Below are 26,188 nucleotides of genomic sequence, written 5' to 3' on the forward strand. Positions count from 1 at the left end.
GTACCTCGCGCATTCGCGCACCACCGCCGTATCGGCAGAGGCATCGCCCGCGTTCCGCTGCACACGTCTCTCCGCACCCTCGCATCCTGACAAGCCGCCCAACAGGCAAAGGATTCGCCATGTCCACCAGATCGTTCGCGTCATTCGTGCTGATGCTGCTGCTCGCGGCGTGCGGCGGCGACTCGGATTCGTCCGCGCCCGGCAGCGCGTTCGCGGCTTCCTCGGCGCGCGCATCGCAGGCCGCCGCGTGGAAACCGCTCGTGCCGGGCACGAGCTGGCAATGGCAGATCGACGGCAACCGGATCAACGAGACGGTGCTGGACGGCGTGAACAACCCGCGCAAGATGTTCGACGTCGACATGGAGCTGACCGATGCCGGCACGATCCAGCGCCTGAAGGCGAAGGGCATCTATGTTGTCTGCTACATGGAGGTGGGCGGGCGCGAGGACACCCGTGGCGACGCCGGCAAGTTTCCGGACAGCGTGCTCGGCAATCCCGTCGAAGGATACGAGGATCACGAACGCTGGCTGGACATTCGCCAGACCACGATCCTGATGCCGCTGATGCTGGCACGCCTCGACCAGGCGAAGAAAAAGGGCTGCGACGGCATCGAGCCGGACCTCGACGACAGCTATCGCCAGGAAACCGGCTTTCCGCTGACGCGCGACGATCAGCTGCGATACAACACGGCGCTGATCGCCGCCGCGCACGATCGCGGGATGTCGATGGGCCTCAAGAACGGTTCGGGAATCGCCGCCGCGATGGCGAAAGTGGCCGACTGGGCGCTCAACGAGCAGTGCAACAGGTTCCACGAGTGCGGCGACTATGCGAGCTTCATCGCGCTGAACAAGGCCGTGTTCAATGTCGAGTACACGCTCCCCGACGGCATGACGCTCGCGGCGTTCTGCCCGGCGGACAACCAGGCCAATTTCGACGGCATTCTGAAACTGTCGAGCGACACGCTCGCGGCGCTGCCGCGTGCGGCGTGCCGGTTCGAGTGAACGGCGGCGCGCGTCGCCGCGTGCGATCGCATCAGCCGCGATGACGACACGGGCATCGCGGCTGCGCGCACGGACGGGGGCGTGCGCGCAGGCGTCGGTGCGGCATCGACGGCATTCCGGTTCGCGGCCCGCGTCGCCCGGGCCGGCCATTGACCCAGGTCAACCCCATTCCTCATGCAAGCCATACAGTCGAGTCGAACGCTCGCGCGATGCCGCACGCGACTGCGCGCCGCATGCAGGATGGCGGCGGCGACGGGGCCGGATTCGCGCCGGGCGTGTTCATGCCGCCCGCTGGCGGGCGGAACGCGATGCGTTGCGGGGCAGGGTGATGAACCAACGGTTATGGGCGCTCGGCGTGCTGCTTGCATTGAGCGCGTGCGCCGGCGCGGAACGGAACGCGGCCTTCCGCGCGACGGAAACGCAATTGTTCGCGACGCGCCAGGCCGCGGTGCTGCAGTGTTCGACGCCTGCCGAATGTGACCGTGCGTGGCACTTCGCACGCGGCTATGTCGAAGCGCATTCGTCGACCAGGATCACGCGCGCCGATGCGGAGACGATCGAAACGGCGGCGCCGTTTCTGGCCGGAGAAGTGTATCTGTGGGCCTCCCGCACGGCATCGGGCGGCACTTCGGTGATCCGGCTCAAGGCGATGTGCAAGGGCATGTACGACAGCGACGGCGGCCCGGGCTGGCGGTACGACGCGTGCGCGACGAAGATCCTCGACATCGAGCGCGGCTTCCGGTCGTACGGGAACCCCGCGCGTTCGTCGGACGCGCCGACGGCGCCCGTCGTGCCGCGATGATCCGGCGTCGCGCGCCCACTCGCGTGCCGGTTTCCGCATGATTTCGAACCGTTGACCTCCGTCAACGCCTGCTTCCGGCGAACGCCGATGATGAAAGTCAGGCCGAACGCCGCCGGCGCATCGGTTCATCCAGCGAGGTCGGTATGTATACGAACATCATGGTCGCCGTGGACGGCAGCCCTTCATCGCAACGCGCGCTCGACGAGGGCCTGAAGGTGGCGCGCTCGTACGGTGCGCGCCTGTTCGCCGTTTTCGTCGTCGACAAGTCGCTGATGATCACGTTCGGCGGACGGATGGACCCGGATGCATTGCTGGACGAGATCCGGCGCGACGGTGCGTCGGTCCTGCGACACGTGGAACGAACCATCGCGCACGCGGCAGTCAATGGCGAGACGGAACTCCTGGAGACCGAGATCGGCGAGAGTGTCGCCGAACGGCTGCAGCGCTACGTCGTCGAGCGGTCGATCGATCTCGCGGTGGTCGGCACCCACGGGCGGCGCGGGGTCCGGCGGCTGTTCCTCGGCAGCGTCGCCGAACGGTTCCTGCGCGGATCGAGCTGCCCGGTCCTGCTCGTGCGCGGCAGCGACGCCGCACCGGCCGCGGCGGCAGCTTAGGGCCGCCATGCACGGGGCGCCGCCAGCCGGCGCCTGCCCGTGCACAACCTGCCGAGGTGCCCATCATGCAGATCTCCTTTCCTTCCGAACATCCGACGTATTGCGGCCTCGATCCGGCGCTGACCTTTCCGGCGCTGGTCGAAGGCCGCCGCGTGCATTGCGCGATCACCGCTGCGGCGCTGGAGGATCACTTCCGCGCGGCGTCGCCGCGCGAACAGGATCTGGTGGAGGCGTTCGCCCGCCACCGTCCCGCGATCGAGCGCGCCGCACGCTGCCTGCTCGAGGAGATGGGCGGCCGGCCGATCCTGCTTCATAGCGGCTATTTCCGGTTCTGCACGTGAGCGCCCGCGGCCGTTGACGCGCATCAAGCACGTGCCGATACGGGCAGTTACGCTGGAATCCTGATGATCGTTCGTCCGTTGCGCGGCACACGGTGCCGCGCCAATCCGGTCTTCGTCACGGCGTCGCGCGGGCGGGACGAACGCGCGGCCCGCCTGTCTATCGTTCAAGGAGTACGAACCATGAGCAATGTCACGCGTTACGATCCGTTTTCGATCGAACCCGTCGCCGACCTGTTTCAGGGGCTGTTCAGGCCGCTGCGCGGGATGACGCTGACGGACGAGCCCGACCTGGCCTCGATGAAGATCGACGTGACGGAAAGCGACAAGGCGTACACGGTCAACGCGGAACTGCCGGGCGTCGCCAAGGACGACATCGACGTCCAGGTGACGGGCAGCACCGTCTCGATCCACGCGAAAGTCGAGCGCAACCAGGAACAGAAGGAGGGCGAACGCGTAATCCGCCGCGAGCGCTACAGCGGCGCGATCAGCCGTTCGTTCTCGCTGTCGGGCGAGATCGACGACGCGAACGCAACGGCGACTTACCAGGACGGCGTGCTGTCGCTGACGCTGCCGAAGAAGGCGCCGGTCGCGCAGAAGAAACTGGCCATCAGCTGATCGGCCGGCCGGCAGCGGGCGATGCGGGCACGCGTCGTCCGAACGGAGCTATCGGCGCGTGGAGCGATCCGCGCGCCGTTTCATTGAGGCAATCGCCCGAACGCCTGCGCATTCGATCCGGTGCTGCCGGCGCGGGCGCGCTCCGTCTGCGCGTCGGGCGGCGTCCGTTGACCTGCGTCAGCGCTCCCTCGCCGCACGTGTGCAAATCTGGAGACGTGCGGCGCACAGGCGCGCCGCGGCTCACGGGAGTGCAGGCGATGAAGACCGACAAGCAGTTGAAGCAGGACGTTCAGGACGAACTGGAATCCGACCCGGCGATCGACGCGACACGTATCGGTGTCGAGGTCGTCAACCGGATCGTGACGCTCTCGGGTCATCCGCCGAGCTATGCGGAGAAACTGGCGATCGAGCGGGCGGCGAACCGCGTGGCCGGCGTCAAGGCGCTCGTCGTCGACATGACCGTGCATCTGCCGGACGACGACGTCCGCACCGACGAGGACATCGCGAACGCGGTGCGTTCGGTGCTGCACTGGACGGTCGGGTTGCACGACGACGCGGTGAAGGTGCAGGTCGAACACGGCTGGATCACGCTGTCCGGCAGGGTCGAATGGGCCTATCAGAGCCACCTGGCCGTGCGGGCGATCTCGCAGATGCGCAGCGTGACCGGCGTGACCGACCATATCGCGGTGCAGGGGGCGATCGGCTCGGCCGACATCGGCGGCAACATCAAGCGCGCAATCATGCGCCATGCGGAGCGCGAGGCGAAGCACATCGCGATCGAGGTGCGCGACGGCACGGTGCGACTGTCCGGCAAGGTCGGCTCGTTCTCCGAGCGCAAGGCCGTGCGCGGGGCGGCATGGTCGGCGCGCGGCGTGCGCGCCGTCGTCGACGACCTGGTCGTCGAGTAACGCCGGCAAGCGGCGACCGGATGCGCAATCCGCGCGGAAGGGGGAGTCAAATGACACTGTCAGGCGAGGTACACGATGCGGACTGGTCGGTGGCGGTCGAGACGATCGCCGCCGGAACGGGCGGCTACCGTTGCAGGATCCACGTGACGCTGGTGTCGGCGGACGGCGCGTGCGAGCGTACGTTCGCGCACAGCCGGACCCACGACACCGAGCGCGAAGCCGCGATCGACGGGCTGCGCGCCGGGATGACGTGGGTCGAGATGAGGAAGTCGAACATGTTCACGGTCTGAAGCCGCGGCGGTCGTGAACGCGTTGCCTGAGTGGCGATGTTTCGTTCGTCATCCGATGCAGTCGATGCCGCATCGTGTGTGCATCGACCGGCCTGACCGTCCGACCGCGATCACGGGCGGCGTGCGGCAGCGCGGCGCGAGCGACGGGTGCGCCGCCGCGCATACCAGCCGCCGATCGCGCGCCAGATGTCGGGAGCGGATTCGCAGTACGTGAACAGGTCGAGATCGCGGCGGTCGATCATCCCTTCGTCCGCGAGGAAGGCCAGGTCCACCGCGCGGCGCCAGTACGCTTCGCCGACGAGGATGACCGGCAGCGGCGGGATCTTGCGCGTCTGCAGCAGCGTCAGGACTTCGAACAGCTCGTCGAACGTGCCGTAGCCGCCGGGGAAGAATACCGCCGCCTTCGCGCGTTCGAGCAAGTGCAGCTTGCGGATCGCGAAATAGTGAAACCGGAAGCAGAGACCGGGCGTGATGTACGGATTCGGCGCCTGTTCGCGCGGCAGCTCGATGTTGAAGCCGATGCTCGGCGCGCCGCGCTCGTATGCGCCGCGATTCGCGGCCTCCATGATGCCGGGGCCGCCGCCGGTGACGACGGCGAGCCGCGCGGCGCGCGTGCACCGGTCGGCGTGGCCGACGATGCGCCCGAATTCGCGCGCGACGCGGTAATACACGCTGTGCTCGACGAGCCGGCTCGCCGCCGCGACGGCGTGACGCCGGCCCGCATCGTGCGGACGCGCTGCCAGCAGGCGATTGGCCTCGTTCAGCCGCGCGTTCGCGACGGTCGGGGCAACGATGCGCGTGCTGCCGTAGATCACGACGGCATGGCCGATGCGTTCGTTCTGCAGGCGTTCCTCCGCCTTCCAGTAGTCGAGTTGCAGCCGGATGCCGCGCATGTCCGTGCGCTGCAGGACGGTGGCATCGTCGTCGGCGGGCGTGCGGGTCGGGCGGTTGGCGAGACGCGGCGCGCGCTGCAGGATGCGCTGGTCGCGGTCGTCGCCGACGATCGCATCGGGCCGCGTGCGTGCGCGTTTGCCGCGCGTGTCCACCGCCGTCGGGCCGGCGGCGGTACGGCGGCGCACTCCGCCTCGACGAGCGATACCGGCGGGAACCCGTTTGACGACGGTCGACATGAGCGGCTGGCTGGCGGGCCGGTTACTGGCTCAGCACCCATTGCACCAGCTGGTGCGCGTCGTCGGCGGACAGCGGGCCGCCGCGATCCTCGGCGGACGGCATCGGCGTGTCGCCCCAGTGCACGCGGCCGCCGACGCGCAGCTTGCGTTCCAGTTCAGGCGCGGCCGCCGGATCGCCGCGGTAGCGCTGCGCGATGTCGTGGAACGACGGCCCGAGGAACGTCATGTCGGACGTATGGCAGAACATGCAGTGCTGCGCATTGACGAGATCGGTCGGCTCGGGCACGGCCGTTTGCGCGGCGGCAAGGTGCGCCGCCGTGACGGTCACGCAGAAGGCGGCGTAACGCAGAAAGCTCATGATTTTTCCTCGTCCGGATCGGAAAGGCAGCGCCGCCGGGCGCGCTCACGAAACGACTTCGTCGAGCGGGCGGCGCGGCGAGTGCGGCGTATGCGGGCCGCGCCCGACCCGCAGCAGCAACTGCGGCTCGCCGTGCAGCCCGAGCATGTGGCGCAGATGGGCGCGCAGCCCGGCCGTCTCGATCGGCTGGTTCAGGTACGACGCGGTATAGCCTGCACGCGTCGCGACGAGCAGGACGCGCTCCAGCGCCTGTCCGGCGGCGAGCCACGCGTCGCGATCGTCGCGCACGGTCGAGATGCAGACGACCAGCGGCGATGCGCCGACGAGCTGGTGATGCAGCGCGGCCAACCCGTTGCCGAGATCGAAGGTCCGCACCGCCATCGTCACGACGGGCGCCGCGAAATCCAGCAGCGTCGGCACGCCGGCCGCGAACGCCGGCATGCCGTCAGCGTGCCGGCGCGGATCGATCCAGCTCGCCAGTTCGCGCCTGAAGCGCGGGTCGGCGAACTGCTGCTGATCGGCCTCCGCGACCAGCTCGGCCACCCGTGCGCGGTGCGCGATCGAGTCGACGCAGGTGATCTCGGCGCCTTCCGCGACGCCGGCCGCGATCAGCGCCTGCTGAAGGTCGTCCGGCACGGCCGTCGAGTCGAACGGCGCGCGCGTCGTGACGCGCTTCGGAATCGCATCGAACAGCGCGCTGAGCGACGCGTCGGAATAGCCGTCGTCGCACACCCGGACCAGCGCGAGCAGATCGGGATCGATGTCGGACGGAAACGTGCTGATCGTGTGGGCGAGCCCGGCGTGATCGAGCGCGACGCGCAGGTTGAGCAGGGCCGCGCCGCAGCTGATGATCAGCTCGCGATCGAACGGATCGATGACGGGCAATGCGCGCACACGATCCGCGCAGACCGCGATCGTGGGGCCGTCGACGATGAACCGCCACGGCTGCGAATTGTGGCTGGACGGGGCCAGCACCGCGTAGGCCAGCAGCGACCTCAGATGCGCTTCAGGGTGGGCGCTTGCGGCTAGTGGGGGAACGGATACCATTCGATCATCTCCTGGTCGCCACACGTCGGGCGTGATGCCACTTCATCGTGTCAGCAACCGCCCGTCCGCCGTTGACCCACATCAAGCGCGCGTCACCGGGCCGTGCGTTCGCGACGCGGAGCGACTAGCGTGGAGAGGTGAAGCGCACGCACCGGCGCGCGCGAGGAGGCGAGCATGCTTGCGATGATGTTTGACGGCACGACACCGCATTTGCGCGAGGCGCGCGTGCCGGACCCGTTGCCGGCGGCGGGCCAGTTGCTGATCGACGTACACGCATGCGGCGTGTGCCGGACGGATCTCCACGTCGTCGACGGCGAGCTCGCGCATCCGAAACTGCCGCTGATCCCGGGGCACGAAATCGTCGGCACGGTGCGCGCGCTCGGCGCGGGCGTGACGGGCTTCGCGGTGGGCGAGCGCGTCGGTGTGCCATGGCTCGGCTCGACCTGCGGCCATTGCGCGTACTGCGCGGCCGGCCGCGAGAATCTGTGCGACAGCCCGGGATTCACCGGCTATACGATCGACGGCGGCTACGCAGAGCGCACCGTCGCCGACCACCGCTATTGCGTGCATCTGCCGCGGCGCTACACCGATCTCGAAGCCGCGCCGCTGCTGTGCGCGGGCCTGATCGGCTATCGAACCTTGCGCATGGCGGGCGATGCGCGCCGCATCGGCATCTACGGCTTCGGCGCGGCGGCGCATCTCGTCGCGCAGGTCGCGCATGCGGAGGGGCGCAAGGTGTTTGCGCTGACGAAGCCCGGCGATACCGTGGCGCAGCAGCTGGCGCGTTCGCTCGGTGCCGCGTGGGCCGGCGGCAGCGACGAAGCGCCGCCCGAGGCGCTCGACGCCGCGCTGATCTTCGCGCCGGTGGGCGCCCTGGTGCCGGCCGCGCTCCGCGCCGTCGACAAAGGCGGGACCGTCGTGTGCGGCGGCATTCACATGAGCGATATCCCGGGCTTTCCGTACGCGTGGCTGTGGGGCGAGCGCCGCATCGTGTCGGTCGCCAACCTGACACGTGCGGACGCGGTCGAATTCATGCGGGTCGCCGAGGCAATGCCGCTGCGGGTCGAGGCCGTGCGCTACGCGCTGACCGATGCGAACCGCGCGCTCGACGATCTGCGCACGGGCCGTTTGTCCGGGGCGGCGGTACTCGCCGTGCGCGGCTGATGCGCGGGCCGCGCGCGTGGCCCGCAGCGACGTCAGATTCGCCCGAGGCCTTCCGGGTCGACGATGCGGATCTGCTTGCCTTGTGCGGCGACGAGCCCCTTGTGCTGGAACTTCGACATCATGCGGCTGACCGTTTCGAGCTTCATCCCGAGATATTCGCCGATCTCGTCGCGCGTCATCCGCAGCACGAATTCGGCGGCCGAGTAGCCGCGCGCCTTGAAGCGCGTGGACAGGTTCAGCAGGAACGCGGCCACGCGCTGTTCGGCGGTCATCGTGCCGAGCAGCAGCATCAGCGCGGATTCGCGCACGATTTCGCCGCTCATCATCTGGTACACGTGATGCTGCATCGGCCGGACTTCGCGGCACATCTGCTCGAGCTGGCCGAACGGAATGATGCAGACGGTGCTGTCCTCGAGCGCGATCGCATCGCCGTTGTGGTGCCCGGTGTGCACGCCGTCGAGCCCGAGCGATTCGCCGACGATCTGGAAGCCCGTGATCTGCTCGTCGCCGTCGCGATGCATCACGATGGTCTTGAACGATCCGGTTCGGACTGCATAGATGCTGTTGAACGCATCCCCCGCGCGAAACAGCGTTTCGCCGCGCTTGACGTGCCGCGTCGTGCAGATCATCGCGTCGACGCGCGCGAATTCGTCAGGAGAAAGGTCGGCCGGCATGCAGACGGTCCGCAACGCGCACGTCGAGCAACGGGACGCGGCGCGCTTCGGTTGGTCCGCCCGGTCGACGGAATGCAGCGGGATGAACGGGCGTAACGGCGTGGTCGGCGAAACTTCGGCAGGGCGCTGCATGATCGGCTCCAGTACGTTCAGGACGGCGACGAGCCGCCGTGGGCGGGATCGCGCGGGTGGTAGCGCCCGCGGCCCTGACGGTTGTCGCACTCATGGTGAAGAACCGCGCCGGACGAGCCGGGAGACCTGTCCCGACGGCGAGTGCCGCCTTTGCTCCGCGACGCGCGTGCTTGTTTTTCTTGATCTGGAGTATGGATGTTGCGCGGCGTCAAGGAAATCAGCCGCCATTGAAGATGCAGTAGGTCACATGGAAGTGATGTAGGCGGTTTCCTACACGGGTGCGGCATTCTGTCCGGGCGCGACGCGCGGGCGCACCGGTCGGGCGCCCGCGCCGCCGTCAGAGCTCGTCCGGGTCGTCGAACAGCTTGTGGCGCATCGCATAGCGCACGAGCGCCGTGTCGTTCGGCATTTGCATCTTCTCGAGAATCCGCGTCTTGTAGGTGCTGACCGTCTTGACGCTGACACAGAGCGCTTCCGCGATTTCGGAGATCGACTCGCCGATGGTGACGCGCCGGAACACGTCGAATTCACGGTCGGACAGCCGCTGGTGCGGCAGCAGATCGGTCGGCTCGTTCAGGCTTTGCGCGAACTGCTCGGCCATGGTCAGGCTGACGTAGACGCCGCCCGCCGCGATCTTGGTCAGCGCCGCGATCAGCTCGGCGCTCGCGCTCTCCTTGGTCATGTAGCCGGATGCGCCGGCGCGGAACGCGCGCACCGCGTATTGCTGCTCGGCGTGCATCGTCAGCACGAGGATCTGCAATGCCGGCTTCTCGTCCTTGATCTGCCTGATGAGTTCGACGCCGTTGCGGCCGGGCATCGACAGGTCGAGCACCAGCACGTTCGCGGGGGTATCCCGCACGCGCGCGATCGTGGACGTGCTGTCGCACGCTTCACCCGCGACCTCGAAGCCGCTGGCATTCTGCAGGATGTGCCGCAGACCGTCCCGGACGAGGGCGTGGTCGTCGGCGATGAGTACCCGGATCATGGCTATCCCTTCCTTGCCGGATCACCTGGCGCGGGCCACGCGGCGGCATGCGTCGATCATCGTCGCGGACCGGCGCGCTCGATCGTTCGATGGTGGCCGACGCCGATGACCGGACGATGTCCATCGTCGTCGGGGCCGGATCGGCACGGGGTCCGGTTCGTCGATGCCCCGAAATTGTGCGCCGGTCGCCGGCGTTCGCCAATCGGGATCGATGCGGACTGCCGCCGTCGCGTGGGCTTGACCGGCATCAACCGGATCGCGTCGGCCGGCCCCAGACTGGTTCGGCAAGCCGGTCGATGCCGGGCAACGACAGGGAGGCGTCATGTACGCACGGATCTTCGCAGCACTGGACGGCAGCCGCGGTGCGCGGCTCGCGCTCGACGAGGCGATCGCGCTCGCCGGCCATTCAGGCGGCCTGATCGTCGCCGTGTGCGTGGTATCGGACGCGCCACGACGGACGGACGTCGACCGCGGCTATCTCGACCCGCGCGATCCGGCGTGGCTGGATGCGGACAGGGCCGCGATCGCGGTGGCGGATGCAGAGGCCGCGTTTCGCCTGTGCGGCGTGCGCGGCATCGCGCACACGATCGACGCGTGCGGCGACGCGGTGTCGTCCGTGCTGGCGCGCGCTGCTGCGGAATGCGACGCGGACTTGATCGTGATGGGCACGCACGGGCGCCGCGGCATGCGCCGCGCGGTGCTCGGCAGCGTCGCCGAATCGCTGGTGCGCACCGCCGACCGGCCGGTGCTGGTCGTGCGTGAGGGGCGGGGCGCGTGCGCGGCCGTCTTGTGACGGAAGAGGGCAACCGCAGGCGGCTACCCCTTCGTCATGCGTGCGGCGTCAGTGCGACAGCAGTACCGGCACTGTCATCGTCTCGAGGACGGTGCGCGTCGCACCGCCCAGCACGCGTTCGTGCATGCGCGCATGGCTGTACAGGCCCATCACCAGCAGATCGGCATGCAGGTCGGTCACCCGGTTCAGCAGCGTCGCGCCGACGCCGACCGACCGGTCGCGCGGCGTCGTCGAGAACGACGCGCGCACGCCGTGCCGTTCGAGATACGCGGCGACGTCGACGCCCGGCGGCGTCTTGTCCGGATCGGGTTGACCGTGCACGACCGTCTCGACGTTGACGAAGCGCGCGCGGGCCAGCAGCGGCAGCGCATCGGCCATCACGCGGGCGGCCTCGCGCCCGCCGTCCCAGCCGATCAGCACGTTCTCGCCGATCGTTCGCACGTCGCCCGCGTAGGGCACGACGATCGCCGGACGGCCGCTGCCCATCACGACATCCTCGACGAAATGGCGCGCGACGTAGGTCATGCGATCGTCCGGGTCTTCCTGGCCGAGGATCAGCAGGTCGGCGTGGCGCGCGTGCAGAATCGCGGCGGCAGTTGCGTCGCCGGCCGGCGCCTGCCACTCGACGCTGCGCCCCGCGCGCTCGGCGGCCGTCAGGAATCTTTCTTCGGCCTCCTTGCGCCGCTGGTCGCACAGGCGTTCGTAGACGGCCAGCTTCAGCGGTTCGTCGGGCCGCCGCAGCGGTTCGAAGAGATCCTGGCAAACCGCGTAGAGGCCGATCAGATGCGCATTCCAGCGCGCCGCGAGTTCGAGTGCGAGGTCGACGCGGGTCGCGCAGCGCGCGCTGTCGTCGAGGTGGACGAGCAGGGTCTTGTAGCTCATGACGGCTCCTTTTCGGTGGAGGCCGCGACGGTCTCGGCGGGTTTGCCGGACGGGCAGCCCGCCGGAATCATCAGCACCGGGCACGTGGCCAGCCGCAGCACGCGCTCGGCCACGCTGCCGAGGAAGAGGCGCTGAACGCCGCGCCGGCCGTGCGTGCCCATGATGATCAGGTCGGCCTCGATTTCGTTGGCAAGACTGACGATCCGGTGCGGGATGTCTTCGCCCGCCGGCGCGACGTTGGAGATCTGCGGCGTGCCGGCGACGTCGCGCGCCTTCAGGCGTCGCGCCGCGTCTTCGGTGACGCGCAGCCCTTCTTCACGAAAGGCGTCGACCAGGATCGACGGATCGTAGCCGTACATGTCGTAGGCCGGCACCAGGAAATCGACGACGTAGACGGGCGTCAGCCGCGCACCCGTCTCCGACGCGATGGCCAGCGCGGCGTCGAGGGCACGGGACGACGTGTCGCTGCCGTCGAGCGCAACCAGAATGTTCGAGTACATGGCATGTCCCTTGAACGGAGGTGGATGAAATCATCATCGGCGCGTGCGCGCCGCTCGCGCTGATCTGGATCAAGCGTCGCGGTTGGCGCGCAGCACCCCGACCGCGGCGCGCGCGGCGATCCACGCTTCGTTGGCCGGCTCGACGACAACCGTGACCGCGCTCGACGCGGACGACACGACCTGCGCATGGTCCGCGTTCGCGCCCGCGTCGATGTCGATGCCGAGCCAGCCGAGCGCCGCGCAGATCCGCTCGCGCAACACGGCCGAGTGCTCGCCGATGCCGGCGGTGAAGACCAGCATGTCGAGGCCGCCGAGCAGCGCGACGAGCGCACCGGCTTCGCGCACGATGCGGTGGACGTAGAGTGTCAGCGCATCGCCGGCCAGTGCGTCACCGGCGGCTTCGCATGCGAGCAGCACACGCGGATCGCCGGAAGCGCCCGACACGCCCTTGAGCCCCGACTCGTGATACAGCATGTGACCCAATGCTTCGGCGGACAGCTTGCCGGCCGCGAGCAGGTGCAGGACCACGCCGGGATCGAGTGTCCCGCAGCGCGTGCTCATCATCAGCCCGTCGAGCGCCGAGAAGCCCATCGTCGTCGCGACGCTGCGGCAGTCGCGCATCGCGCACAGGCTGGCGCCGCTGCCGAGATGGGCGGCGATCACGCGGCCGTGCGCACGTGGGCCGAACTGCTCGTCGAGCACGACGGCCAGGTATTCGTACGACAGACCATGGAACCCGTAACGGCGCACGCCCTGGTCGAACCATCCGTGCGGCAGCGGCAGCAATTGCTCGGCGCGCGGCAGTGAGCGATGAAACGCGGTATCGAACACGGCGACCTGCGGCACGTCGGGAAACGCGTCGCGCAGCGCGTCGATCGCATCGAGGCTGTGCGGTTGATGCAACGGCGCGAGCGGCGTCAGCGTGCGCAGCGCGTCGAGCACCGCGTCGTCGACGACGACCGGGTCGACGTACCGGGCACCGCCATGCACGACACGATGTGCAATGGCGCCCAGCGCGATATGCGGCAGTTGCACGCGGATCCACATCGCGACCTGCGCGAGCACCGCACGGTACGGATCTCCCGCGTGCAACGGCAGCGTGCCGCCCGGCGCAGCGTCGAAGTGGAGCGACACGCCGTTGCCGGTTTCGCTCGCTTCGCCTTCGTGCAGCGGCCGCCGCGCGGGGTCCCCATGCGGCGGATACGCGAAGACCGCGAATTTCACGCTCGACGAACCGGCATTGACGACGAGCAGCGCGAGCGTACGCATCGACCGGCTCAGTGCGACATCAGCACCGGGAGCGTCATCGACGCGAGCACCGTGCGCGTGGCGCCCCCCATGATCAGTTCACGCCAGCGCGGATGCCCGTAGGCGCCCATGACCAGCAGGTCGGAACCCGTTTCATAGGCACGCGACAACAGCGTGTCGCCGATTGCCGTGCCGGTACCGGTGTCGATATCGAGCACGTTCACGTCGCGCGCATGGCGCGCGAGCATCAACGCGGCATCGGCGGCCGGAATGCGCGTGGTCGCCGCTTCGGAATCGCCGTCGACCACGGCGACGACCGTCGTGCGCTTCGCGTGCTCGAGGAAGGGGAGCGCGTCGTGCGCGGCACGGGCGGCCTCGCGGCTGCCGTCCCACGCGACGAACACCCGTTCGCCGATCGACGGGAATTCGCCGGTGGTCGGCCAGAACAGCACCGGGCGGCCGGCGGACAACACGAGGTTCTCCGGAAACTGGTCGTCGATGTAGGTTTCGGGATCGTTCGGGTCGCTCTGGCCCGCAATCACGAGGTCGGCAAGACGCGCGGCACGCGGCACGGCCACATTCGCGCGCTCGTCCGCGCGAATCCAGGTGGCCGGCACTTTGGCCCGCGCGGTTTCCGCATGGAACAGGCGCTCCAGTGCGGCGAGCCGCTCGTCGCGCTGCTCGCGGTGCGCGCGGAAATAGTCGGCGGAACCGGCCATCACGTAGAACGAATGCGGCTCCGGCGTGTAGACCGCGAACAGGCCGGTGAGATGCGCACCGAAGCGCCGGGCAAGACGCAACGCGAGCTCGAGGCGCGAATGCGCGCGGGTGCTCGTATCGAGGTGCACGACCAGGCTTTTGTAGCTCATCGGAATCGCTCCATCGACGGGTGATCCGCCAGTGCAATCCAGTCTACGAAGCAGGGTTTCCGCGTGCTTGACTCAGATCAACGGGTGCCGTGCGCCACGGTCGCACAGTGAAGTGGACGCCAATTCACCGACCGGATCGAAGGAGCGAATGCGATGAGCCCCCATGCCTTGACCACACCGAACGACGCTTGCCGCGCGGGCTGCGATCTCGCGTTGCGCATGGCCGCGCTGGCCCGCGACTGGCAGCACGAATGGAACGCGCTGGCAGGGCGGCGCATCGAGCGGGACCGCGACGCGGTGCGCGGCCTGCAGCAGGCGCTCACGGTGACGACCGAGTGGACGGCGTTCGGCGAAGCAGCCCGGCAGGTGATGCGCGACTACACGATCGCGACCGTCGCGCTCTGGCAGGACGCCACCGAGCTGTGCATGCGCGGGCAGTTCGAGAGCGCGAGTGCGTGGCGCACGTGGCTGCGCGATTACGGCACCGGCGCGCTGTCGCGCTACCAGACCGACTGGTGGCCCGATCTCGGACGGCTGGCCGTGGTCAACGAGGCGAGCATGCCGTGGCGCGACTGGATGGCCGCGTTTGAACTCGGCATCACGGAAGCCGTCGATGCAGGCGACGAGGCCGCGGCCGTCCGGCGTCTCGACGGCAGCCGTGCGGTGCGGGAGCACGATCATGTCCGCTGAGCGCGTCGCTTTCGTCACCGGCGGAATGGGCGGCCTCGGCGCCGCGATCAGCCGCCGCCTGCACGAGGCCGGCATGACGGTGGCGGTGTCGCACACCGAACGCAACGACCACGTCGCGACGTGGCTCACGCACGAACGCGACGCGGGCCGCACGTTTCATGCGTACGAGGTCGACGTGGCCGACTACGACTCGTGCCAGCACTGCGCGGCGCGCGTGCTGGCCGAGTTCGGGCGCGTCGACGTGCTCGTCAACAACGCGGGCATCACGCACGATGCCACCTTCGTGAAGATGACCAAGAGCATGTGGGATGCGGTGCTGCGCACCAATCTCGACGGCCTGTTCAACATGACGAAGCCGTTCGTGCCCGGGATGATCGATGCCGGCTTCGGCCGGATCGTGAACATCGGGTCCGTGAACGGGGAGCGCGGCGCGTACGGGCAGGTGAACTACGCGGCCGCGAAAGCCGGCATCCACGGGTTCACGAAATCGCTGGCGCTCGAACTTGCGCGGCACGGCATCACGGTCAACACGGTGGCCCCCGGCTACCTGGCCACCGCGATGCTCGAGTCGGTACCGAAGGAAGTGCTCGACTCGAAGATCCTGCCGCAGATTCCGGCCGGCCGCCTCGGCGACCCCGACGAAATCGCCGCGCTCGTCGCCTTCCTGTGTTCCGATGCGGGGGCGTTCGCAACCGGCGCGGAATTCGACGTCAACGGCGGCATGTACATGCGATGAAAGCGTCCGTCGTCCGTGTGCCGCGCCCGCGCGAATCGAGGCGGCAATCCGATCGGGACCGCCGGAACGCCGGCACGCCCGAGTGCGCGCCGGCCGACGCGACACCCGCCGAACAATGGAACCGCGCCGCGCATGCCAACGTCGCCGCGATGACGTTCGGGCTGTCGCCCGTGTCGCTGGCGCTGGCCCTGCTCGACTGGGGCGCGCACCTGGCGGTGTCGCCGGGCAAGTGCTTCGAACTCGCGACGCAGGCGTGGCTCGCGGCCGCGCCCGCGGCGACGGAGAAAGGCGCGGCGGACGACGCCGACACGGACGGCCCGGCCGTGCATGCGGGGCGCGCCGATCCCCGTTTCGCCGCGCCGGCCTGGTCGGGCTGGCCGTTTCGTGCGTATCGCGACGGCTTCCTGTCGGTCCAGCGCTGGTGGCGCGACGCGACGCGCGGCGTGCCGGGTGTCGAACGGCACCACGAGGCGCTGGTCGGTTTCGCCGCGCGTCAATGGCTCGACGCGTGCTCGCCCGGCAACTTCCTGGCGACCAATCCCGTCGCGCTCGACGCGACGCTGCGCAGCGGCGGCGCGAACCTCGTGGCGGGTGCGCGGCACTGGCTCGACGATGCGAACGCGTGGCTCGATCGCGCCGGCGGCACGCGTGGCCGCGACCCGCGGGCGTACCTGCCCGGGCGCGACGTGGCGATGACGCCGGGCCGGGTCGTGTGGCGCAACGCATTGTGCGAGCTGCTGCAATACGACCCGACGACACCGCGCGTCGCGCGCGAGCCGATCCTGATCGTGCCGTCGTGGATCATGAAGTACTACATCCTCGATCTGCAGCCGCACGATTCGCTGATCCGCTTCCTGGTCGACGCGGGCTACACGGTGTTTGCGGTGTCGTGGCGCAACCCGGGTGCGGAAGCGCGCGATCTCGGGCTCGACGATTACCTGCGCGACGGGTGCCTGGCCGCGCTCGACGTCGTCCGGTCGATCTGCGGCGAGGCGGTCCATGCGGCCGGCTATTGCCTCGGCGGCACGCTGCTGGCAATCGGCGCGGCGGCGCTCGCACGCGACGGGCGGCAACATGAAGCCCTGCGATCCGTCACGCTGCTCGCGGCCGAGACCGATTTCAGCGAACCCGGCGAACTCGGCCTGTTCATCGATGCGAGCGAACTGTCCGCGCTCGACGCGCTGATGTGGCGGCAAGGCTACCTGGACGGCGCGCAGATGTCCGCCGCGTTCGAACTGCTGAACGCGCGCGACCTGATCTGGTCGCGGATGATGAGCGAATACCTGCTCGGCAGGCGCACGAAGCCCAACGACCTGATGTCGTGGAATGCGGACACCACGCGCATGCCGTACCGGATGCATTCGGAATACCTGACCCGGCTGTTCCTCGACAACGATCTCGCGGCCGGCCGCTACTGCGTCGACGGGCGGCCGGTCGCGCTGTCGGATCTCGACGTGCCGACGTTCGTGGTCGGCACCGAGCGCGATCACGTGTCGCCGTGGCGCTCGGTCTACAAGCTTCATCTGCTGACGCACCATGCATTGACCTTCGTGCTGACGGCGGGCGGCCACAACGCGGGCATCGTGTCGGAACCCGGTCATCCGGGCCGCCATTACCGCTGCGCGACCCGCGAACCCGGCGCGCCTTACCGCAGCCCGTGCGACTTCATGCGCGACACGCCCGCGGTGGACGGATCGTGGTGGACCTGCTGGCGCGACTGGCTGCATGCGCGCTCGTCGGGTGACGTGCCGGCCCGCACGCCGGCCGCCGGGCCCGCGGCGGCGCCCGGCGCCTACGTGCTCGAGACATGAACGGGCATCGGCATCCGGGGCCGTGCGGTGGCGCGTACCTGCCCGGCCTGCTGCCGCGCGCGGACGGCGCCTGGCCCGGGCTGATCGAGCGGGCCCGCAACGCAGCGCCGCTTGTCGTGGCCGTCGTGCATCCGTGCGATGCAACCAGTCTCGTTGCGCTGGCCGAACTCGGCGAGTCGCCGCTGGCGGCCGCGATCGAGCCGCTGATCGTCGCGCCGCGCGACAAGGTGCTGCGTGTCGCGCACGATGCGGGCGTCGATCTGTCGCCGTGGACGATCGAGGACGTGCCGCACAGCCATGCGGCGGCGGCCCGCGCGGTCGAACTCGCGGCGGCCGGCCGTGCCGGCGCGCTGATGAAGGGCAGCCTGCATACGGACGAGCTGATGGGCGCGGTCGTCGCCGCCGAATCGGGGCTGCGCACCGACAAGCGCATGTCCCACTGCTTCCTGATCGAGACGCCGGCGTACCCGCGTCCGTTCATCCTGACCGACGCGGCGGTGAACATCGCGCCGGACCTCGCGCAGAAGGCGGCCATCGCGCAGAACGCGATCGACGTCGCCCATGCGCTGGGCGTGGCGTGCCCGCGCGTGGCCGTGCTGTGTGCGGTCGAGACCGTCAATCCGGCGATGCGCTCGACGCTCGACGCGGCGGCGCTCGCGAAGATGGCCGAGCGCGGCCAGCTCACGGGCGCGATCGTCGACGGGCCGCTCGCGCTCGACAACGCGATCTCGCTACGGGCGGCGCACGACAAGGGAATCGATTCGCCGGTCGCCGGCTGCGCCGACATCCTGGTCGTGCCCGATATCGAAGCGGGCAACCTGCTCGCGAAGCAGCTCGAATACCTGAGCGGCGCCATCAGCGCGGGCATCGTCGTGGGCGCGCGCGTGCCGATCGTGCTGACGAGCCGCGCCGATGGCGCCGTCGTCCGGGTCGCGTCCTGCGCACTCGCGATGGTGCTGGCACAGGCGCGGCATGCGTCGCCATCCTGATGGATGAACCTGCAACCCTTTCTTTCGATGGAGGTACCACGATGAAAGCACTCGTCTACCACGGGCCCGGGCGCAAGGCGCTCGAAGAGCGGCCCATGCCGGAACTTCAGTCGCCCACCGACGCGCTCGTGCGCGTGACGCGCACGACGATCTGCGGCACCGACCTGCACATCCTCAAGGGCGACGTGCCGACTTGCGAACCCGGCCGCATTCTCGGCCACGAAGGGGTGGGGATCGTCGAGCAGGTCGGCGCCGCCGTCGATGCGCTGAAGCCGGGCGATCACGTGCTGATCTCCTGCATCTCGTCGTGCGGCCGCTGCGAATACTGCCGGCGCGGCCTGTATTCGCACTGCACGACCGGCGGCTGGATCCTCGGCAACCGGATCGACGGCACGCAGGCCGAGTACGTGCGCATCCCGCATGCGCAGACGAGCCTCTACCGGATTCCGCCGGGCGCGGACGAGGAGGCGCTCGTGATGCTGTCGGACATCCTGCCGACCGGGTTCGAATGCGGCGTGCTGAACGGCAAGGTGCAGCCGGGCTGTTCGGTCGCGATCGTCGGCGCGGGCCCGATCGGGCTGGCGGCGCTGCTGACCGCGCAGTTCTACTCGCCCGCGCGGATCATCATGATCGACCCCGACAGCAACCGGCTCGACGTGGCGCAGCGCTTCGGCGCGACCGATTGCATCGACGGCCGCACCGGCGACCCGGTGGCGGAAGTGATGAAGCTGACCGACGGCGTCGGCGTCGATTGCGCGATCGAGGCGGTCGGGATTCCGGCGACGTTCGAAATGTGTACGTCACTGGTGGCGCCGGGCGGCGTGGTCGCGAACGTCGGCGTGCACGGGGTCAAGGCCGACCTGCACCTCGAGAAGCTGTGGGATCGCAACATCTCGATCACGACCCGGTTGGTCGACACGGTCAGCACGCCGATGCTGCTGAAGACCGTGCGCGCCGGGCGCCTCGATCCGAAACGCCTGATCACGCACCGGTTTTCGCTCGACGACGTCGAGCGCGCGTACGACACGTTCGGCCGCGCGGCGCAAACCCATGCGCTGAAGGTCATCATCGAAGTCGGTTGACGGCCGGGCAGCGCGAGGCGGGAACCGGCAAGCAATACCGGGTTCCCGCCACCGTCCGGTGGGTCACGCCGTCAGGACGAAAGCGCGGCCGGCTCGCATGTGTCGCCGGATGCGACCGCATCGAGATCGACGCACTGCGCATACACCGGCACCTCGCACGGCCAGTGCAGCCGCTCCGCGATGCGCCGCCGCATCGCGTCGGCCGCGGCCGGCTCGCCATGCGTGACGAAGGTTCGCACGGGCGCGCGCTGCATCGTGCCGAGCCAGCGGAGGATCTCCTCGTAGTCGGCATGCGCGGAGAGCGTCGTGATCGACTCGACCTGCGCACGCACGCGCACGTACTCGCCGTGGATCTTCAGCGTCGGCTCGTGCGCGGCCAGCGCCGCACCGCGGGTGCCGGCCGCCTGGTAGCCGACCAGCGCGACCGTGTTGCGCGCATCGGGCGCGTAGCGGCTCAGGTGGTGCAGCACGCGGCCGCCGGTGGCCATCCCGCTGCCGGCGATGATGACCATCGGGCCCTGATGGTCGGCAATCGCCTTCGACTGCTCGACCGAGCGGATCATCGTGGCCGCGTGGCCGAGCGCGTTCGCTTCGGAAGGCGTGAGCCGGTGTTCGAGGATATGGTGACGATAGATCTCGGTCACGTCGGTGGCCATCGGGCTGTCGACGAATACCGGCACGCGCGCCATCCGGCCGGATGCCTTCAGGCGCGCGATGGTGTGCAGGATCTCCTGCGCGCGGCCGACGGTGAAGCACGGCATCACGACCACGCCGCCGCGCGCGAAGGTCTTGTCGAACAGTGCGGCGAGCTCGCTCTCGGGGTCCGATTGCGGATGCAGCCGGTCGCCGTACGTCGATTCGACGACCAGGTAGTCCGCATGCGCGGGCGCCAGCGGCGGCTGCATGATCGGGTCGTGATAGCGGCCGAGGTCGCCCGAGAAGGCCAGCACCTTGTGATCCCAGTGCATCACGACGCTCGCCGCGCCGAGAATGTGCCCGGCCGGCAGCAGGCGGAACGCGAGCCCGCCGCCGAGCGCCGTGCATTCGTCGAACGCGACCGGCTTCAGCAGGTGCAGCGCGCGCTGCGCATCGTCCAGCGTGTAGAGCGGTTGTGCCGGATGATGCTTCGAATAGCCGTGGCGGTTCGCGAAATCGGCTTCTTCCTCCTGCAGCCGCGCGCTGTCGCGCAGCATGATGTCGCAGAGTTCGGCCGTGGCCGCCGTGCAGTACACCGGGCCGCGAAATCCTTCGCGCGCCAGCACCGGCAGATAGCCGGTATGGTCGATGTGCGCGTGCGTGAGCACGACCGCGTCGAGCGTGTCGGGCGCGACCGGCAACGGGCTCCAGTTGCGCAGCCGCAAGTTCTTGGTGCCCTGGAACAGGCCGCAGTCGACCAGCACGCGCCGGTTGCCGTGCTCGACCAGGTATTTCGAGCCGGTCACGGTTTCGGTCGCGCCGAGAAAAGTCAGTTTCATGGATCGCCTCACGGAAGTGGACGGAGCAGTGAGTCGATTACAGCGCGGATGCGTGCGAAGCGATTGATGGAAATCAGGGATTGCCGTATCCGTGCTCGGCCCGGCTCGGGCGAGGTTCGTTCTTCGGCCGTTGCGGCTCCGGGTTGACGTCAATCAACGCCTGGGCAGGACGGCGGCACCGCCGCGTGTCAGCCCGCGTCGCTCCGACCGCCGAGTGCGACGATCGTCAGTAGCACGGGAACGCGAGGCCGGCGGTCAGCGCGGGGAGCGTCGCGCTGTCGTTCATGTTCGGCTTGAACGCGAGGCGAAGGATGCCGTTCATGAAGGGCGATGCAGGCGGTATCACGGGCGGTCGCCCGGGGCGAGATTCAGCAGGACGACGAACGAGAGGATGCTCAGGATCAGCGTGACGATCGCGTACCTGAATACCCGTTCGTCGAACAGCATCCCGTGGATGATGCCGGCCAGCGATGCGAGCGCGATGAACACGCTCAGCGTCGCGAGCGCGATGCGGTATTGCCTGCGGTTCATGATGGTCTCCTGGCGCGTGGCTGCCGTACGGTTGCGAAACGCGCGGGTTGTCGCGGGTTTCGCCGCGTCTGGCGTCATGATCGCGTCGCGCGTTGCCGCACGGTTGATCTGCATCAACGGACGCATCCGGCATTCGCGCGCCCGGCAGCCACGGCCGCCGGTACGTCGTTGGTTGATCCTCGTCAAGCCACTGCCGCCACCGTGCGCGATGCTGAAGCCGGTGCAGCCCCATCGCCGATCGCGAATGTCGCGACCGGTCCGGGGCGACGGGAGACCGACATGAAGTCCGATGCAGCACTCAAGCAGGATGTCGAGCAGGCGCTGTTCTGGAATCCGGCGATCGACGCGCGACGGATCGACGTCGACGTGCGCGACCGGGTCGTGACGTTGCGCGGCACGGTCGACAGCTGGGCCCAGAAGCTCGAGGCGCAGAAAACGGCGCTGCATGTCGAGGATGCGCGCGCGCTCGTGCTCGAACTGAGCGTCACGCCGCCGGAGAATGCGTGCGCGGATCAGGAACTGGCGATCGCGATCACGTTCGCGCTCGGCTGGCAGGAGGCGCTGCGCGATCACAGGATTCGCGTCGAGGTCGACCACGGTTGCGTGACGCTCGACGGCGAAGTCGATCATGCATACCAGAGCCGCGCGGCGGAAAAGATGGTCAGCCGGATGATCGGCGTCGTCGGCGTCGCGAATCGCATCCGGGTGCGCGCCGACCACACGGTGCCGGACGTCGGCATGCGGATCGCCGAAGCGCTGGCGCGTCGCGCGCAGCGCGAATCCTCCGGGATCTCGATTGCCGCCGACGACGGCATCATCACGCTGACGGGCAAGGTCGCGTCGCTCGCCGAAAGGCGCGCCGCGTGCGGTGCGGCCGCGTCGGTCAGGGGCGTGCGCGAAGTCGTCGACCGGTTGACCGTTGCATGACGATGCATGAGCGGGCCCGCGCCCGCCGTGTCGGCCTGATGCCATGAAAAAAACATTCGATTACTCCGCACTGCTGATCCCGTTCGCGTTTGCCGTGCTGGTGGCGTATCAACTGCTGATGGCCCAGCCGGCCACGACGTCGATCTCGTACAGCGATTTTCACCGCCTCGTCGACGCGCGGCTCGTCGACGATCTGGACATCGGCTCGTCGTCGATTTCGGGCGTGTTGCGCATGCCGCAGGCCGGTGCGAACCTGCCGGCATCCGACGCGGCCGCCGTGAAGCAGGCGGGCCCGCCGTGGCGCTTCACGACGAACCGGGTTGCCGACGCCCGTCTCGTCACCGACCTCACGGCCGCCGGCATCCGCTATCGCGGCGCGCCGGATTCGGGCTGGCTCGAGACGCTTGCCGGATGGCTATTGCCGGTGATCGTCCTCGTGACGTTCTGGAGCTTCATGATGCGCCGGCCGGGCGGGGTCCGTGACTTGAGCGGCATGGGCAAAAGCCAGGCGCGCGTGTACGTGCAGCAGGAAACCGGCATCACGTTCGACGACATCGCCGGCATCGACGAGGCGAAGGCCGAGCTGCAGCAGATCGTCGCGTTCCTGCGCAACCCCGAACGCTACCAGCGGCTCGGCGGCAAGATCCCGAAAGGCGTGCTGATCGTCGGCGCGCCGGGCACCGGCAAGACGCTGCTCGCGCGCGCGGTGGCCGGCGAGGCGGCCGTGCCGTTCTTCACGATCAGCGGCTCGGCGTTCGTCGAGATGTTCGTCGGCGTGGGCGCGGCACGCGTGCGTGACCTGTTCGAACAGGCGCAGCAGAAGGCGCCGTGCATCGTGTTCATCGACGAACTCGATGCGCTCGGCAAGGCGCGCGGCGTCGGCCTGATGTCCGGCAACGACGAGCGCGAGCAGACCCTCAACCAGCTGCTCGTCGAGATGGACGGCTTCCAGGCCAATTCGGGCGTGATCATCATGGCCGCGACGAACCGGCCGGAGATCCTCGATCCGGCGCTGCTGCGGCCCGGACGCTTCGATCGCCACATCGCGATCGACCGGCCCGACCTGAATGGCCGCAAGCAGATCCTGGCCGTGCACACGAAGCGCGTGAAGCTGGCCCCGGAAGTCGACCTCGCCGAGCTGGCGCAGCGCACGCCGGGCTTCGTCGGCGCGGATCTCGCGAACGTCGTCAACGAGGCCGCGCTGCATGCGGCCGAACTCGGCAAGCAAGCGATCGGCATGGCCGACTTCGACGAAGCGATCGACCGCGCGATGACGGGCATGGAGCGCAAGAGCCGCGTGATGAACGACGAGGAAAAGCGGACCATCGCGTACCACGAAGCCGGGCACGCGCTCGTCGCGCAAAGCCGCGTGCATTGCGATCCGGTGAAGAAGGTGTCGATCATCCCGCGCGGCATCGCGGCGCTCGGCTACACGCAGCAGGTGCCGACCGAGGATCGCTACGTGCTGCGCCGGAGCGAGCTGCTCGACCGGCTAGACGTGCTGCTCGGCGGCCGGGTGGCCGAGGAAATCTCGTTCGGCGACGTGTCGACCGGCGCGCAGAACGATCTGGAACGAGCGACCGCGCTGGCGCGGCACATGGTCATGCAGTACGGGATGAGCGCGAAGCTCGGGCTCGCGACGCTCGACGATGCGACACCGCAGGGCGGTTCGTCTGGCGTGTGGACGCCGGGCGACGGCCGGTGCAGCGAACACACCGCGCAGTTGATCGACGAGGAGGTGCGCGCGCTGCTCGAAGACGCGCACGTGCGAGTCGCGGCGACGCTCGGCGAGCATTGTGACGCGCTCGAACGGATCGCGCGGAGCCTGCTGCAGCACGAGTCGATCGATCACGACACGCTGGTGGCGCTCATGACGCCGCCGGATGATCGCGGCGCGGCGCCCGAGCCGGCGCGAGCCGATGCGGAGCCGGTAGCGACGACGGACACGTCGGCCTGATCCGCCACCGGCTACCGTCTACCGGCGATCGTCGTGTCGTCAAGTGGCAAAATGTGCCAATTCATGCCTTTGTGTGGCTTTTCATCCGAATGTCATCCCGCGTCGCGATAGTGCGGAATCGTGCGCCGGTCCCGGTAACGAACGACGCGAGCCGGCCGGTTCGCGTCGCACGCGGGAATACGGCCAGGGGGCGCGGCAAACAGCAACCGATACGCTCGCCACGAAAGGGCGGCGCATCTCATCTCGACACAAGGAACGTGCAATCGTGAACGCCATCGCAGCGGCAAACGCTTATGACGTGATCATCGTCGGCGCCGGCATCGTCGGCCTCGCCCATGCTTATACGGCGGCGCTCAAGGGGCTGCGCGTCTGCGTGATCGAACGCGATGCCGCATGCGTGGGCGCGTCGATCCGCAATTTCGGCTTCGTCACCGTCACCGGGCAGCACGCCGAACACAGCTGGCGGCGTGCGCGGGCGAGCCGCGAGGTCTGGGCGGACGTCGCGCCGCAAGCCGGCATCGACGTGCTTCACCGGGGCCTCCACCTGATTGCGCGTCGCCCCGAGGCGATGCAACTGATCGATGCGTTCATGCAGACCGGCATGGCCGAGGGCTGCCGGGTCATGATGCCCGGCGAGGCAAAGGCCGTCGCGCCGGAACTGCGGCTGGACGGTGCACAAGGCGTGCTGCACAGCCCGCATGAACTGCGCATCGAGCCGCGTACCGCGATCGCGTTGCTGGCGTCCTGGCTGGCGGAACGCTTCGATGTGCGATTTCGTTACGGCGAGATGGTGCACGAGGTGCGCACGCCAACCGTGCGTACGTCGCGCGGCGTGTTGCACGCGGAGCGCGTGATCGTCTGCGGCAATGCGGACAGCCGTCACTTGTACGGCGACTGGTTTGCGCGGCACGCGGTGCGGCTGTGCCAGTTGCAGATGCTGCGCGTGCGGCCGCACCGCCCGCTGGCGCTGCGCGCCGCGGTGATGAGCGACCTGAGCCTGCTGCGTTACGCGGGTTTCGCGGTGCTGCCCGCCGCCGACGCATTGCGCACGCGCCTCCAGGCGGAGGAGCCGGTGTGCCTCGGTTACGGCATCCACCTGATCGCGGTGCAGAGCGCCGACGGCAGTCTCGTGGTGGGCGATTCGCACGAATACGGCGCGGCACCGCTGCCGTTCGCGACGCAGGAGATCGATGCGCAGATCCTGCGCCTGTTGCACGAGACGCTGGATGTGCCGGAACTGGACATCGTCGAACGCTGGACCGGCAGTTATCCGTCGGCAGCCGATGCCGATTGCGTAATTGAAGCGCCGGATGACGCCACGCGCGTCGTCGTCGTGACGAGCGGTGCAGGGATGAGCACGGGCTTCGGGATCGCGCAGGACGTGTTTGCGGCGTGGTGAGGGCGGGGCATGCACGTCACGCAGTCGCCGGGTTCGCGGGAGGCGCGCGAGCAATACGCCTGCGGCATGACCGCGGGATTCGATTGTTAGTTTTAGTATGTTTAGCGAAACAGTCGAATCATGAATTTGTCTAGTCATCCTGACCGAAAGATCGGATGAAATGCACCATGTTCGTGCTGCGGATCACCACCGCGACGCACGTCGGAGCCCCGGAATTAGGGGATTTCCCGCGTTTTTC

General features: G+C 68.8%; 28 protein-coding genes. 17 read left to right on the forward strand and 11 right to left on the reverse strand.

What is annotated here, in order from left to right; genetic code table 11:
- The first annotated feature begins 119 nt into the window (after positions 1 to 119).
- The 7 genes from CFB47_RS33430 (at position 120) to CFB47_RS33460 (ending at position 4,571) form a co-directional block, all read left to right on the forward strand.
- A complete protein-coding gene (locus CFB47_RS33430; RefSeq protein WP_089463770.1) occupies positions 120 to 1,001 on the forward strand; it encodes an endo alpha-1,4 polygalactosaminidase in 882 nt (293 codons plus the stop codon).
- Positions 1,002 to 1,329: 328 nt separating this feature from the next.
- Positions 1,330 to 1,803 carry a hypothetical protein gene (locus CFB47_RS33435; protein ID WP_089463771.1) on the forward strand — a complete coding sequence of 158 codons (474 nt, stop codon included), beginning with the start codon at positions 1,330 to 1,332 and terminating at the stop codon, positions 1,801 to 1,803.
- 143 nt (positions 1,804 to 1,946) lie between these two features.
- Entirely contained in the window at positions 1,947 to 2,417 is a 471-nt protein-coding gene (locus CFB47_RS33440; RefSeq protein WP_089463772.1) for a universal stress protein, read from the forward strand.
- Positions 2,418 to 2,482: 65 nt separating this feature from the next.
- Positions 2,483 to 2,758, forward strand: coding sequence for a DUF1488 domain-containing protein (locus CFB47_RS33445; protein ID WP_089443921.1), 276 nt, complete (start codon positions 2,483 to 2,485; stop codon positions 2,756 to 2,758).
- Between the two features lie 180 nt (positions 2,759 to 2,938).
- Positions 2,939 to 3,373, forward strand: coding sequence for an Hsp20/alpha crystallin family protein (locus CFB47_RS33450; protein WP_089443922.1), 435 nt, complete (start codon positions 2,939 to 2,941; stop codon positions 3,371 to 3,373).
- A gap of 257 nt (positions 3,374 to 3,630) precedes the next feature.
- Complete coding sequence (locus tag CFB47_RS33455; RefSeq protein ID WP_089443923.1) at positions 3,631 to 4,281, forward strand: BON domain-containing protein; 651 nt, start codon at positions 3,631 to 3,633, stop codon at positions 4,279 to 4,281.
- Positions 4,282 to 4,331: 50 nt separating this feature from the next.
- Positions 4,332 to 4,571, forward strand: coding sequence for a hypothetical protein (locus CFB47_RS33460; RefSeq protein WP_089459942.1), 240 nt, complete (start codon positions 4,332 to 4,334; stop codon positions 4,569 to 4,571).
- A gap of 110 nt (positions 4,572 to 4,681) precedes the next feature.
- Here CFB47_RS33460 and CFB47_RS33465 read toward each other — a convergent pair whose 3' ends face one another.
- The 3 genes from CFB47_RS33465 to CFB47_RS33475 are packed head-to-tail and all read right to left on the reverse strand — an operon-like array spanning position 4,682 to position 7,106.
- A complete protein-coding gene (locus CFB47_RS33465; RefSeq protein WP_089463773.1) occupies positions 4,682 to 5,701 on the reverse strand; it encodes an LOG family protein in 1,020 nt (339 codons plus the stop codon).
- Positions 5,702 to 5,723: 22 nt separating this feature from the next.
- The gene (locus CFB47_RS33470) at positions 5,724 to 6,059 is read right to left on the reverse strand and encodes a c-type cytochrome (RefSeq protein ID WP_089443926.1); all 336 of its coding nucleotides are present in this window, start codon (positions 6,057 to 6,059) and stop codon (positions 5,724 to 5,726) included.
- Positions 6,060 to 6,104: 45 nt separating this feature from the next.
- Complete coding sequence (locus CFB47_RS33475) at positions 6,105 to 7,106, reverse strand: nitroreductase family protein (protein ID WP_089463774.1); 1,002 nt, start codon at positions 7,104 to 7,106, stop codon at positions 6,105 to 6,107.
- A gap of 174 nt (positions 7,107 to 7,280) precedes the next feature.
- Between CFB47_RS33475 and CFB47_RS33480 the strand changes: the two genes are divergently transcribed.
- On the forward strand, positions 7,281 to 8,270 hold the full coding sequence (locus CFB47_RS33480; RefSeq protein WP_089463775.1) for a zinc-dependent alcohol dehydrogenase family protein: 990 nt from the start codon (positions 7,281 to 7,283) through the stop codon (positions 8,268 to 8,270).
- 32 nt (positions 8,271 to 8,302) lie between these two features.
- On the opposite strand, the gene fnr is transcribed toward CFB47_RS33480, so the two are convergent.
- Both fnr and CFB47_RS33490 read right to left on the reverse strand, forming a co-directional pair.
- Complete coding sequence (fnr, locus tag CFB47_RS33485; RefSeq protein ID WP_089463776.1) at positions 8,303 to 9,076, reverse strand: fumarate/nitrate reduction transcriptional regulator Fnr; 774 nt, start codon at positions 9,074 to 9,076, stop codon at positions 8,303 to 8,305.
- Between the two features lie 337 nt (positions 9,077 to 9,413).
- A complete protein-coding gene (locus tag CFB47_RS33490) occupies positions 9,414 to 10,061 on the reverse strand; it encodes a response regulator transcription factor (RefSeq protein WP_089459948.1) in 648 nt (215 codons plus the stop codon).
- Between the two features lie 322 nt (positions 10,062 to 10,383).
- Between CFB47_RS33490 and CFB47_RS33495 the strand changes: the two genes are divergently transcribed.
- On the forward strand, positions 10,384 to 10,854 hold the full coding sequence (locus CFB47_RS33495) for a universal stress protein (protein ID WP_089463777.1): 471 nt from the start codon (positions 10,384 to 10,386) through the stop codon (positions 10,852 to 10,854).
- Between the two features lie 48 nt (positions 10,855 to 10,902).
- Here CFB47_RS33495 and CFB47_RS33500 read toward each other — a convergent pair whose 3' ends face one another.
- From CFB47_RS33500 to CFB47_RS33515, 4 genes are all read right to left on the reverse strand, one after another.
- Positions 10,903 to 11,736, reverse strand: a complete 834-nt coding sequence (locus tag CFB47_RS33500; RefSeq protein ID WP_089463778.1) for a universal stress protein — start codon at positions 11,734 to 11,736, stop codon at positions 10,903 to 10,905.
- Positions 11,733 to 12,236, reverse strand: coding sequence for a universal stress protein (locus CFB47_RS33505; RefSeq protein ID WP_089443932.1), 504 nt, complete (start codon positions 12,234 to 12,236; stop codon positions 11,733 to 11,735). Before CFB47_RS33505 ends, CFB47_RS33500 begins: the two co-directional genes overlap by 4 nt.
- A 69-nt stretch (positions 12,237 to 12,305) precedes the next feature.
- On the reverse strand, positions 12,306 to 13,505 hold the full coding sequence (locus CFB47_RS33510) for an acetate/propionate family kinase (protein ID WP_089463779.1): 1,200 nt from the start codon (positions 13,503 to 13,505) through the stop codon (positions 12,306 to 12,308).
- 8 nt (positions 13,506 to 13,513) lie between these two features.
- On the reverse strand, positions 13,514 to 14,353 hold the full coding sequence (locus CFB47_RS33515) for a universal stress protein (protein ID WP_089463780.1): 840 nt from the start codon (positions 14,351 to 14,353) through the stop codon (positions 13,514 to 13,516).
- A 153-nt stretch (positions 14,354 to 14,506) separates the two neighbouring features.
- Here CFB47_RS33515 and CFB47_RS33520 point away from each other — a divergent pair, with 153 nt between their 5' ends.
- The 5 genes from CFB47_RS33520 to CFB47_RS33540 are packed head-to-tail and all read left to right on the forward strand — an operon-like array spanning position 14,507 to position 19,661.
- On the forward strand, positions 14,507 to 15,043 hold the full coding sequence (locus CFB47_RS33520; protein ID WP_089463781.1) for a hypothetical protein: 537 nt from the start codon (positions 14,507 to 14,509) through the stop codon (positions 15,041 to 15,043).
- Positions 15,033 to 15,779, forward strand: coding sequence for a beta-ketoacyl-ACP reductase (locus tag CFB47_RS33525; protein WP_089463782.1), 747 nt, complete (start codon positions 15,033 to 15,035; stop codon positions 15,777 to 15,779). The genes CFB47_RS33520 and CFB47_RS33525 overlap by 11 nt, the downstream gene beginning before the upstream one ends.
- The gene (locus CFB47_RS33530) at positions 15,776 to 17,590 is read left to right on the forward strand and encodes an alpha/beta hydrolase (RefSeq protein ID WP_089463783.1); all 1,815 of its coding nucleotides are present in this window, start codon (positions 15,776 to 15,778) and stop codon (positions 17,588 to 17,590) included. Before CFB47_RS33525 ends, CFB47_RS33530 begins: the two co-directional genes overlap by 4 nt.
- On the forward strand, positions 17,587 to 18,579 hold the full coding sequence (locus CFB47_RS33535; protein WP_089463784.1) for a bifunctional enoyl-CoA hydratase/phosphate acetyltransferase: 993 nt from the start codon (positions 17,587 to 17,589) through the stop codon (positions 18,577 to 18,579). The genes CFB47_RS33530 and CFB47_RS33535 overlap by 4 nt, the downstream gene beginning before the upstream one ends.
- A gap of 41 nt (positions 18,580 to 18,620) precedes the next feature.
- Positions 18,621 to 19,661: a zinc-dependent alcohol dehydrogenase family protein gene (locus CFB47_RS33540; protein ID WP_089459955.1), complete on the forward strand. Its 1,041-nt coding sequence runs from the start codon at positions 18,621 to 18,623 to the stop codon at positions 19,659 to 19,661.
- Positions 19,662 to 19,732: 71 nt separating this feature from the next.
- Here the strand turns inward: CFB47_RS33540 and CFB47_RS33545 are convergent, their stop codons facing one another.
- Positions 19,733 to 21,136, reverse strand: coding sequence for an MBL fold metallo-hydrolase RNA specificity domain-containing protein (locus CFB47_RS33545; RefSeq protein ID WP_089463785.1), 1,404 nt, complete (start codon positions 21,134 to 21,136; stop codon positions 19,733 to 19,735).
- Between the two features lie 342 nt (positions 21,137 to 21,478).
- Positions 21,479 to 21,667, reverse strand: coding sequence for a DUF2964 family protein (locus tag CFB47_RS33550; RefSeq protein ID WP_089444038.1), 189 nt, complete (start codon positions 21,665 to 21,667; stop codon positions 21,479 to 21,481).
- 279 nt (positions 21,668 to 21,946) lie between these two features.
- Between CFB47_RS33550 and CFB47_RS33555 the strand changes: the two genes are divergently transcribed.
- From CFB47_RS33555 to CFB47_RS33565, 3 genes are all read left to right on the forward strand, one after another.
- A complete protein-coding gene (locus tag CFB47_RS33555; RefSeq protein ID WP_089463786.1) occupies positions 21,947 to 22,594 on the forward strand; it encodes a BON domain-containing protein in 648 nt (215 codons plus the stop codon).
- A gap of 43 nt (positions 22,595 to 22,637) precedes the next feature.
- Entirely contained in the window at positions 22,638 to 24,551 is a 1,914-nt protein-coding gene (gene ftsH, locus CFB47_RS33560; protein WP_089463787.1) for an ATP-dependent zinc metalloprotease FtsH, read from the forward strand.
- A gap of 262 nt (positions 24,552 to 24,813) precedes the next feature.
- A complete protein-coding gene (locus tag CFB47_RS33565) occupies positions 24,814 to 25,950 on the forward strand; it encodes a TIGR03364 family FAD-dependent oxidoreductase (protein WP_373453175.1) in 1,137 nt (378 codons plus the stop codon).
- The last annotated feature ends 238 nt before the right edge of the window (positions 25,951 to 26,188 follow it).

Source organism: Burkholderia sp. AU27893 (genome assembly GCF_002223205.1).
Taxonomy (GTDB): Bacteria; Pseudomonadota; Gammaproteobacteria; order Burkholderiales; family Burkholderiaceae; genus Burkholderia.

Coding starts and splice junctions, on each gene's coding strand:
- CFB47_RS33430 (WP_089463770.1), top strand. CDS start 120: ATGTCCACCAGATCGTTCGCGTCATTCGTGCTGATGCTGCTGCTCGCG.
- CFB47_RS33435 (WP_089463771.1), top strand. CDS start 1,330: ATGAACCAACGGTTATGGGCGCTCGGCGTGCTGCTTGCATTGAGCGCG.
- CFB47_RS33440 (WP_089463772.1), top strand. CDS start 1,947: ATGTATACGAACATCATGGTCGCCGTGGACGGCAGCCCTTCATCGCAA.
- CFB47_RS33445 (WP_089443921.1), top strand. CDS start 2,483: ATGCAGATCTCCTTTCCTTCCGAACATCCGACGTATTGCGGCCTCGAT.
- CFB47_RS33450 (WP_089443922.1), top strand. CDS start 2,939: ATGAGCAATGTCACGCGTTACGATCCGTTTTCGATCGAACCCGTCGCC.
- CFB47_RS33455 (WP_089443923.1), top strand. CDS start 3,631: ATGAAGACCGACAAGCAGTTGAAGCAGGACGTTCAGGACGAACTGGAA.
- CFB47_RS33460 (WP_089459942.1), top strand. CDS start 4,332: ATGACACTGTCAGGCGAGGTACACGATGCGGACTGGTCGGTGGCGGTC.
- CFB47_RS33465 (WP_089463773.1), bottom strand. CDS start 5,701: ATGTCGACCGTCGTCAAACGGGTTCCCGCCGGTATCGCTCGTCGAGGC.
- CFB47_RS33470 (WP_089443926.1), bottom strand. CDS start 6,059: ATGAGCTTTCTGCGTTACGCCGCCTTCTGCGTGACCGTCACGGCGGCG.
- CFB47_RS33475 (WP_089463774.1), bottom strand. CDS start 7,106: ATGGTATCCGTTCCCCCACTAGCCGCAAGCGCCCACCCTGAAGCGCAT.
- CFB47_RS33480 (WP_089463775.1), top strand. CDS start 7,281: ATGCTTGCGATGATGTTTGACGGCACGACACCGCATTTGCGCGAGGCG.
- fnr (WP_089463776.1), bottom strand. CDS start 9,076: ATGCAGCGCCCTGCCGAAGTTTCGCCGACCACGCCGTTACGCCCGTTC.
- CFB47_RS33490 (WP_089459948.1), bottom strand. CDS start 10,061: ATGATCCGGGTACTCATCGCCGACGACCACGCCCTCGTCCGGGACGGT.
- CFB47_RS33495 (WP_089463777.1), top strand. CDS start 10,384: ATGTACGCACGGATCTTCGCAGCACTGGACGGCAGCCGCGGTGCGCGG.
- CFB47_RS33500 (WP_089463778.1), bottom strand. CDS start 11,736: ATGAGCTACAAGACCCTGCTCGTCCACCTCGACGACAGCGCGCGCTGC.
- CFB47_RS33505 (WP_089443932.1), bottom strand. CDS start 12,236: ATGTACTCGAACATTCTGGTTGCGCTCGACGGCAGCGACACGTCGTCC.
- CFB47_RS33510 (WP_089463779.1), bottom strand. CDS start 13,505: ATGCGTACGCTCGCGCTGCTCGTCGTCAATGCCGGTTCGTCGAGCGTG.
- CFB47_RS33515 (WP_089463780.1), bottom strand. CDS start 14,353: ATGAGCTACAAAAGCCTGGTCGTGCACCTCGATACGAGCACCCGCGCG.
- CFB47_RS33520 (WP_089463781.1), top strand. CDS start 14,507: ATGAGCCCCCATGCCTTGACCACACCGAACGACGCTTGCCGCGCGGGC.
- CFB47_RS33525 (WP_089463782.1), top strand. CDS start 15,033: ATGTCCGCTGAGCGCGTCGCTTTCGTCACCGGCGGAATGGGCGGCCTC.
- CFB47_RS33530 (WP_089463783.1), top strand. CDS start 15,776: ATGAAAGCGTCCGTCGTCCGTGTGCCGCGCCCGCGCGAATCGAGGCGG.
- CFB47_RS33535 (WP_089463784.1), top strand. CDS start 17,587: ATGAACGGGCATCGGCATCCGGGGCCGTGCGGTGGCGCGTACCTGCCC.
- CFB47_RS33540 (WP_089459955.1), top strand. CDS start 18,621: ATGAAAGCACTCGTCTACCACGGGCCCGGGCGCAAGGCGCTCGAAGAG.
- CFB47_RS33545 (WP_089463785.1), bottom strand. CDS start 21,136: ATGAAACTGACTTTTCTCGGCGCGACCGAAACCGTGACCGGCTCGAAA.
- CFB47_RS33550 (WP_089444038.1), bottom strand. CDS start 21,667: ATGAACCGCAGGCAATACCGCATCGCGCTCGCGACGCTGAGCGTGTTC.
- CFB47_RS33555 (WP_089463786.1), top strand. CDS start 21,947: ATGAAGTCCGATGCAGCACTCAAGCAGGATGTCGAGCAGGCGCTGTTC.
- ftsH (WP_089463787.1), top strand. CDS start 22,638: ATGAAAAAAACATTCGATTACTCCGCACTGCTGATCCCGTTCGCGTTT.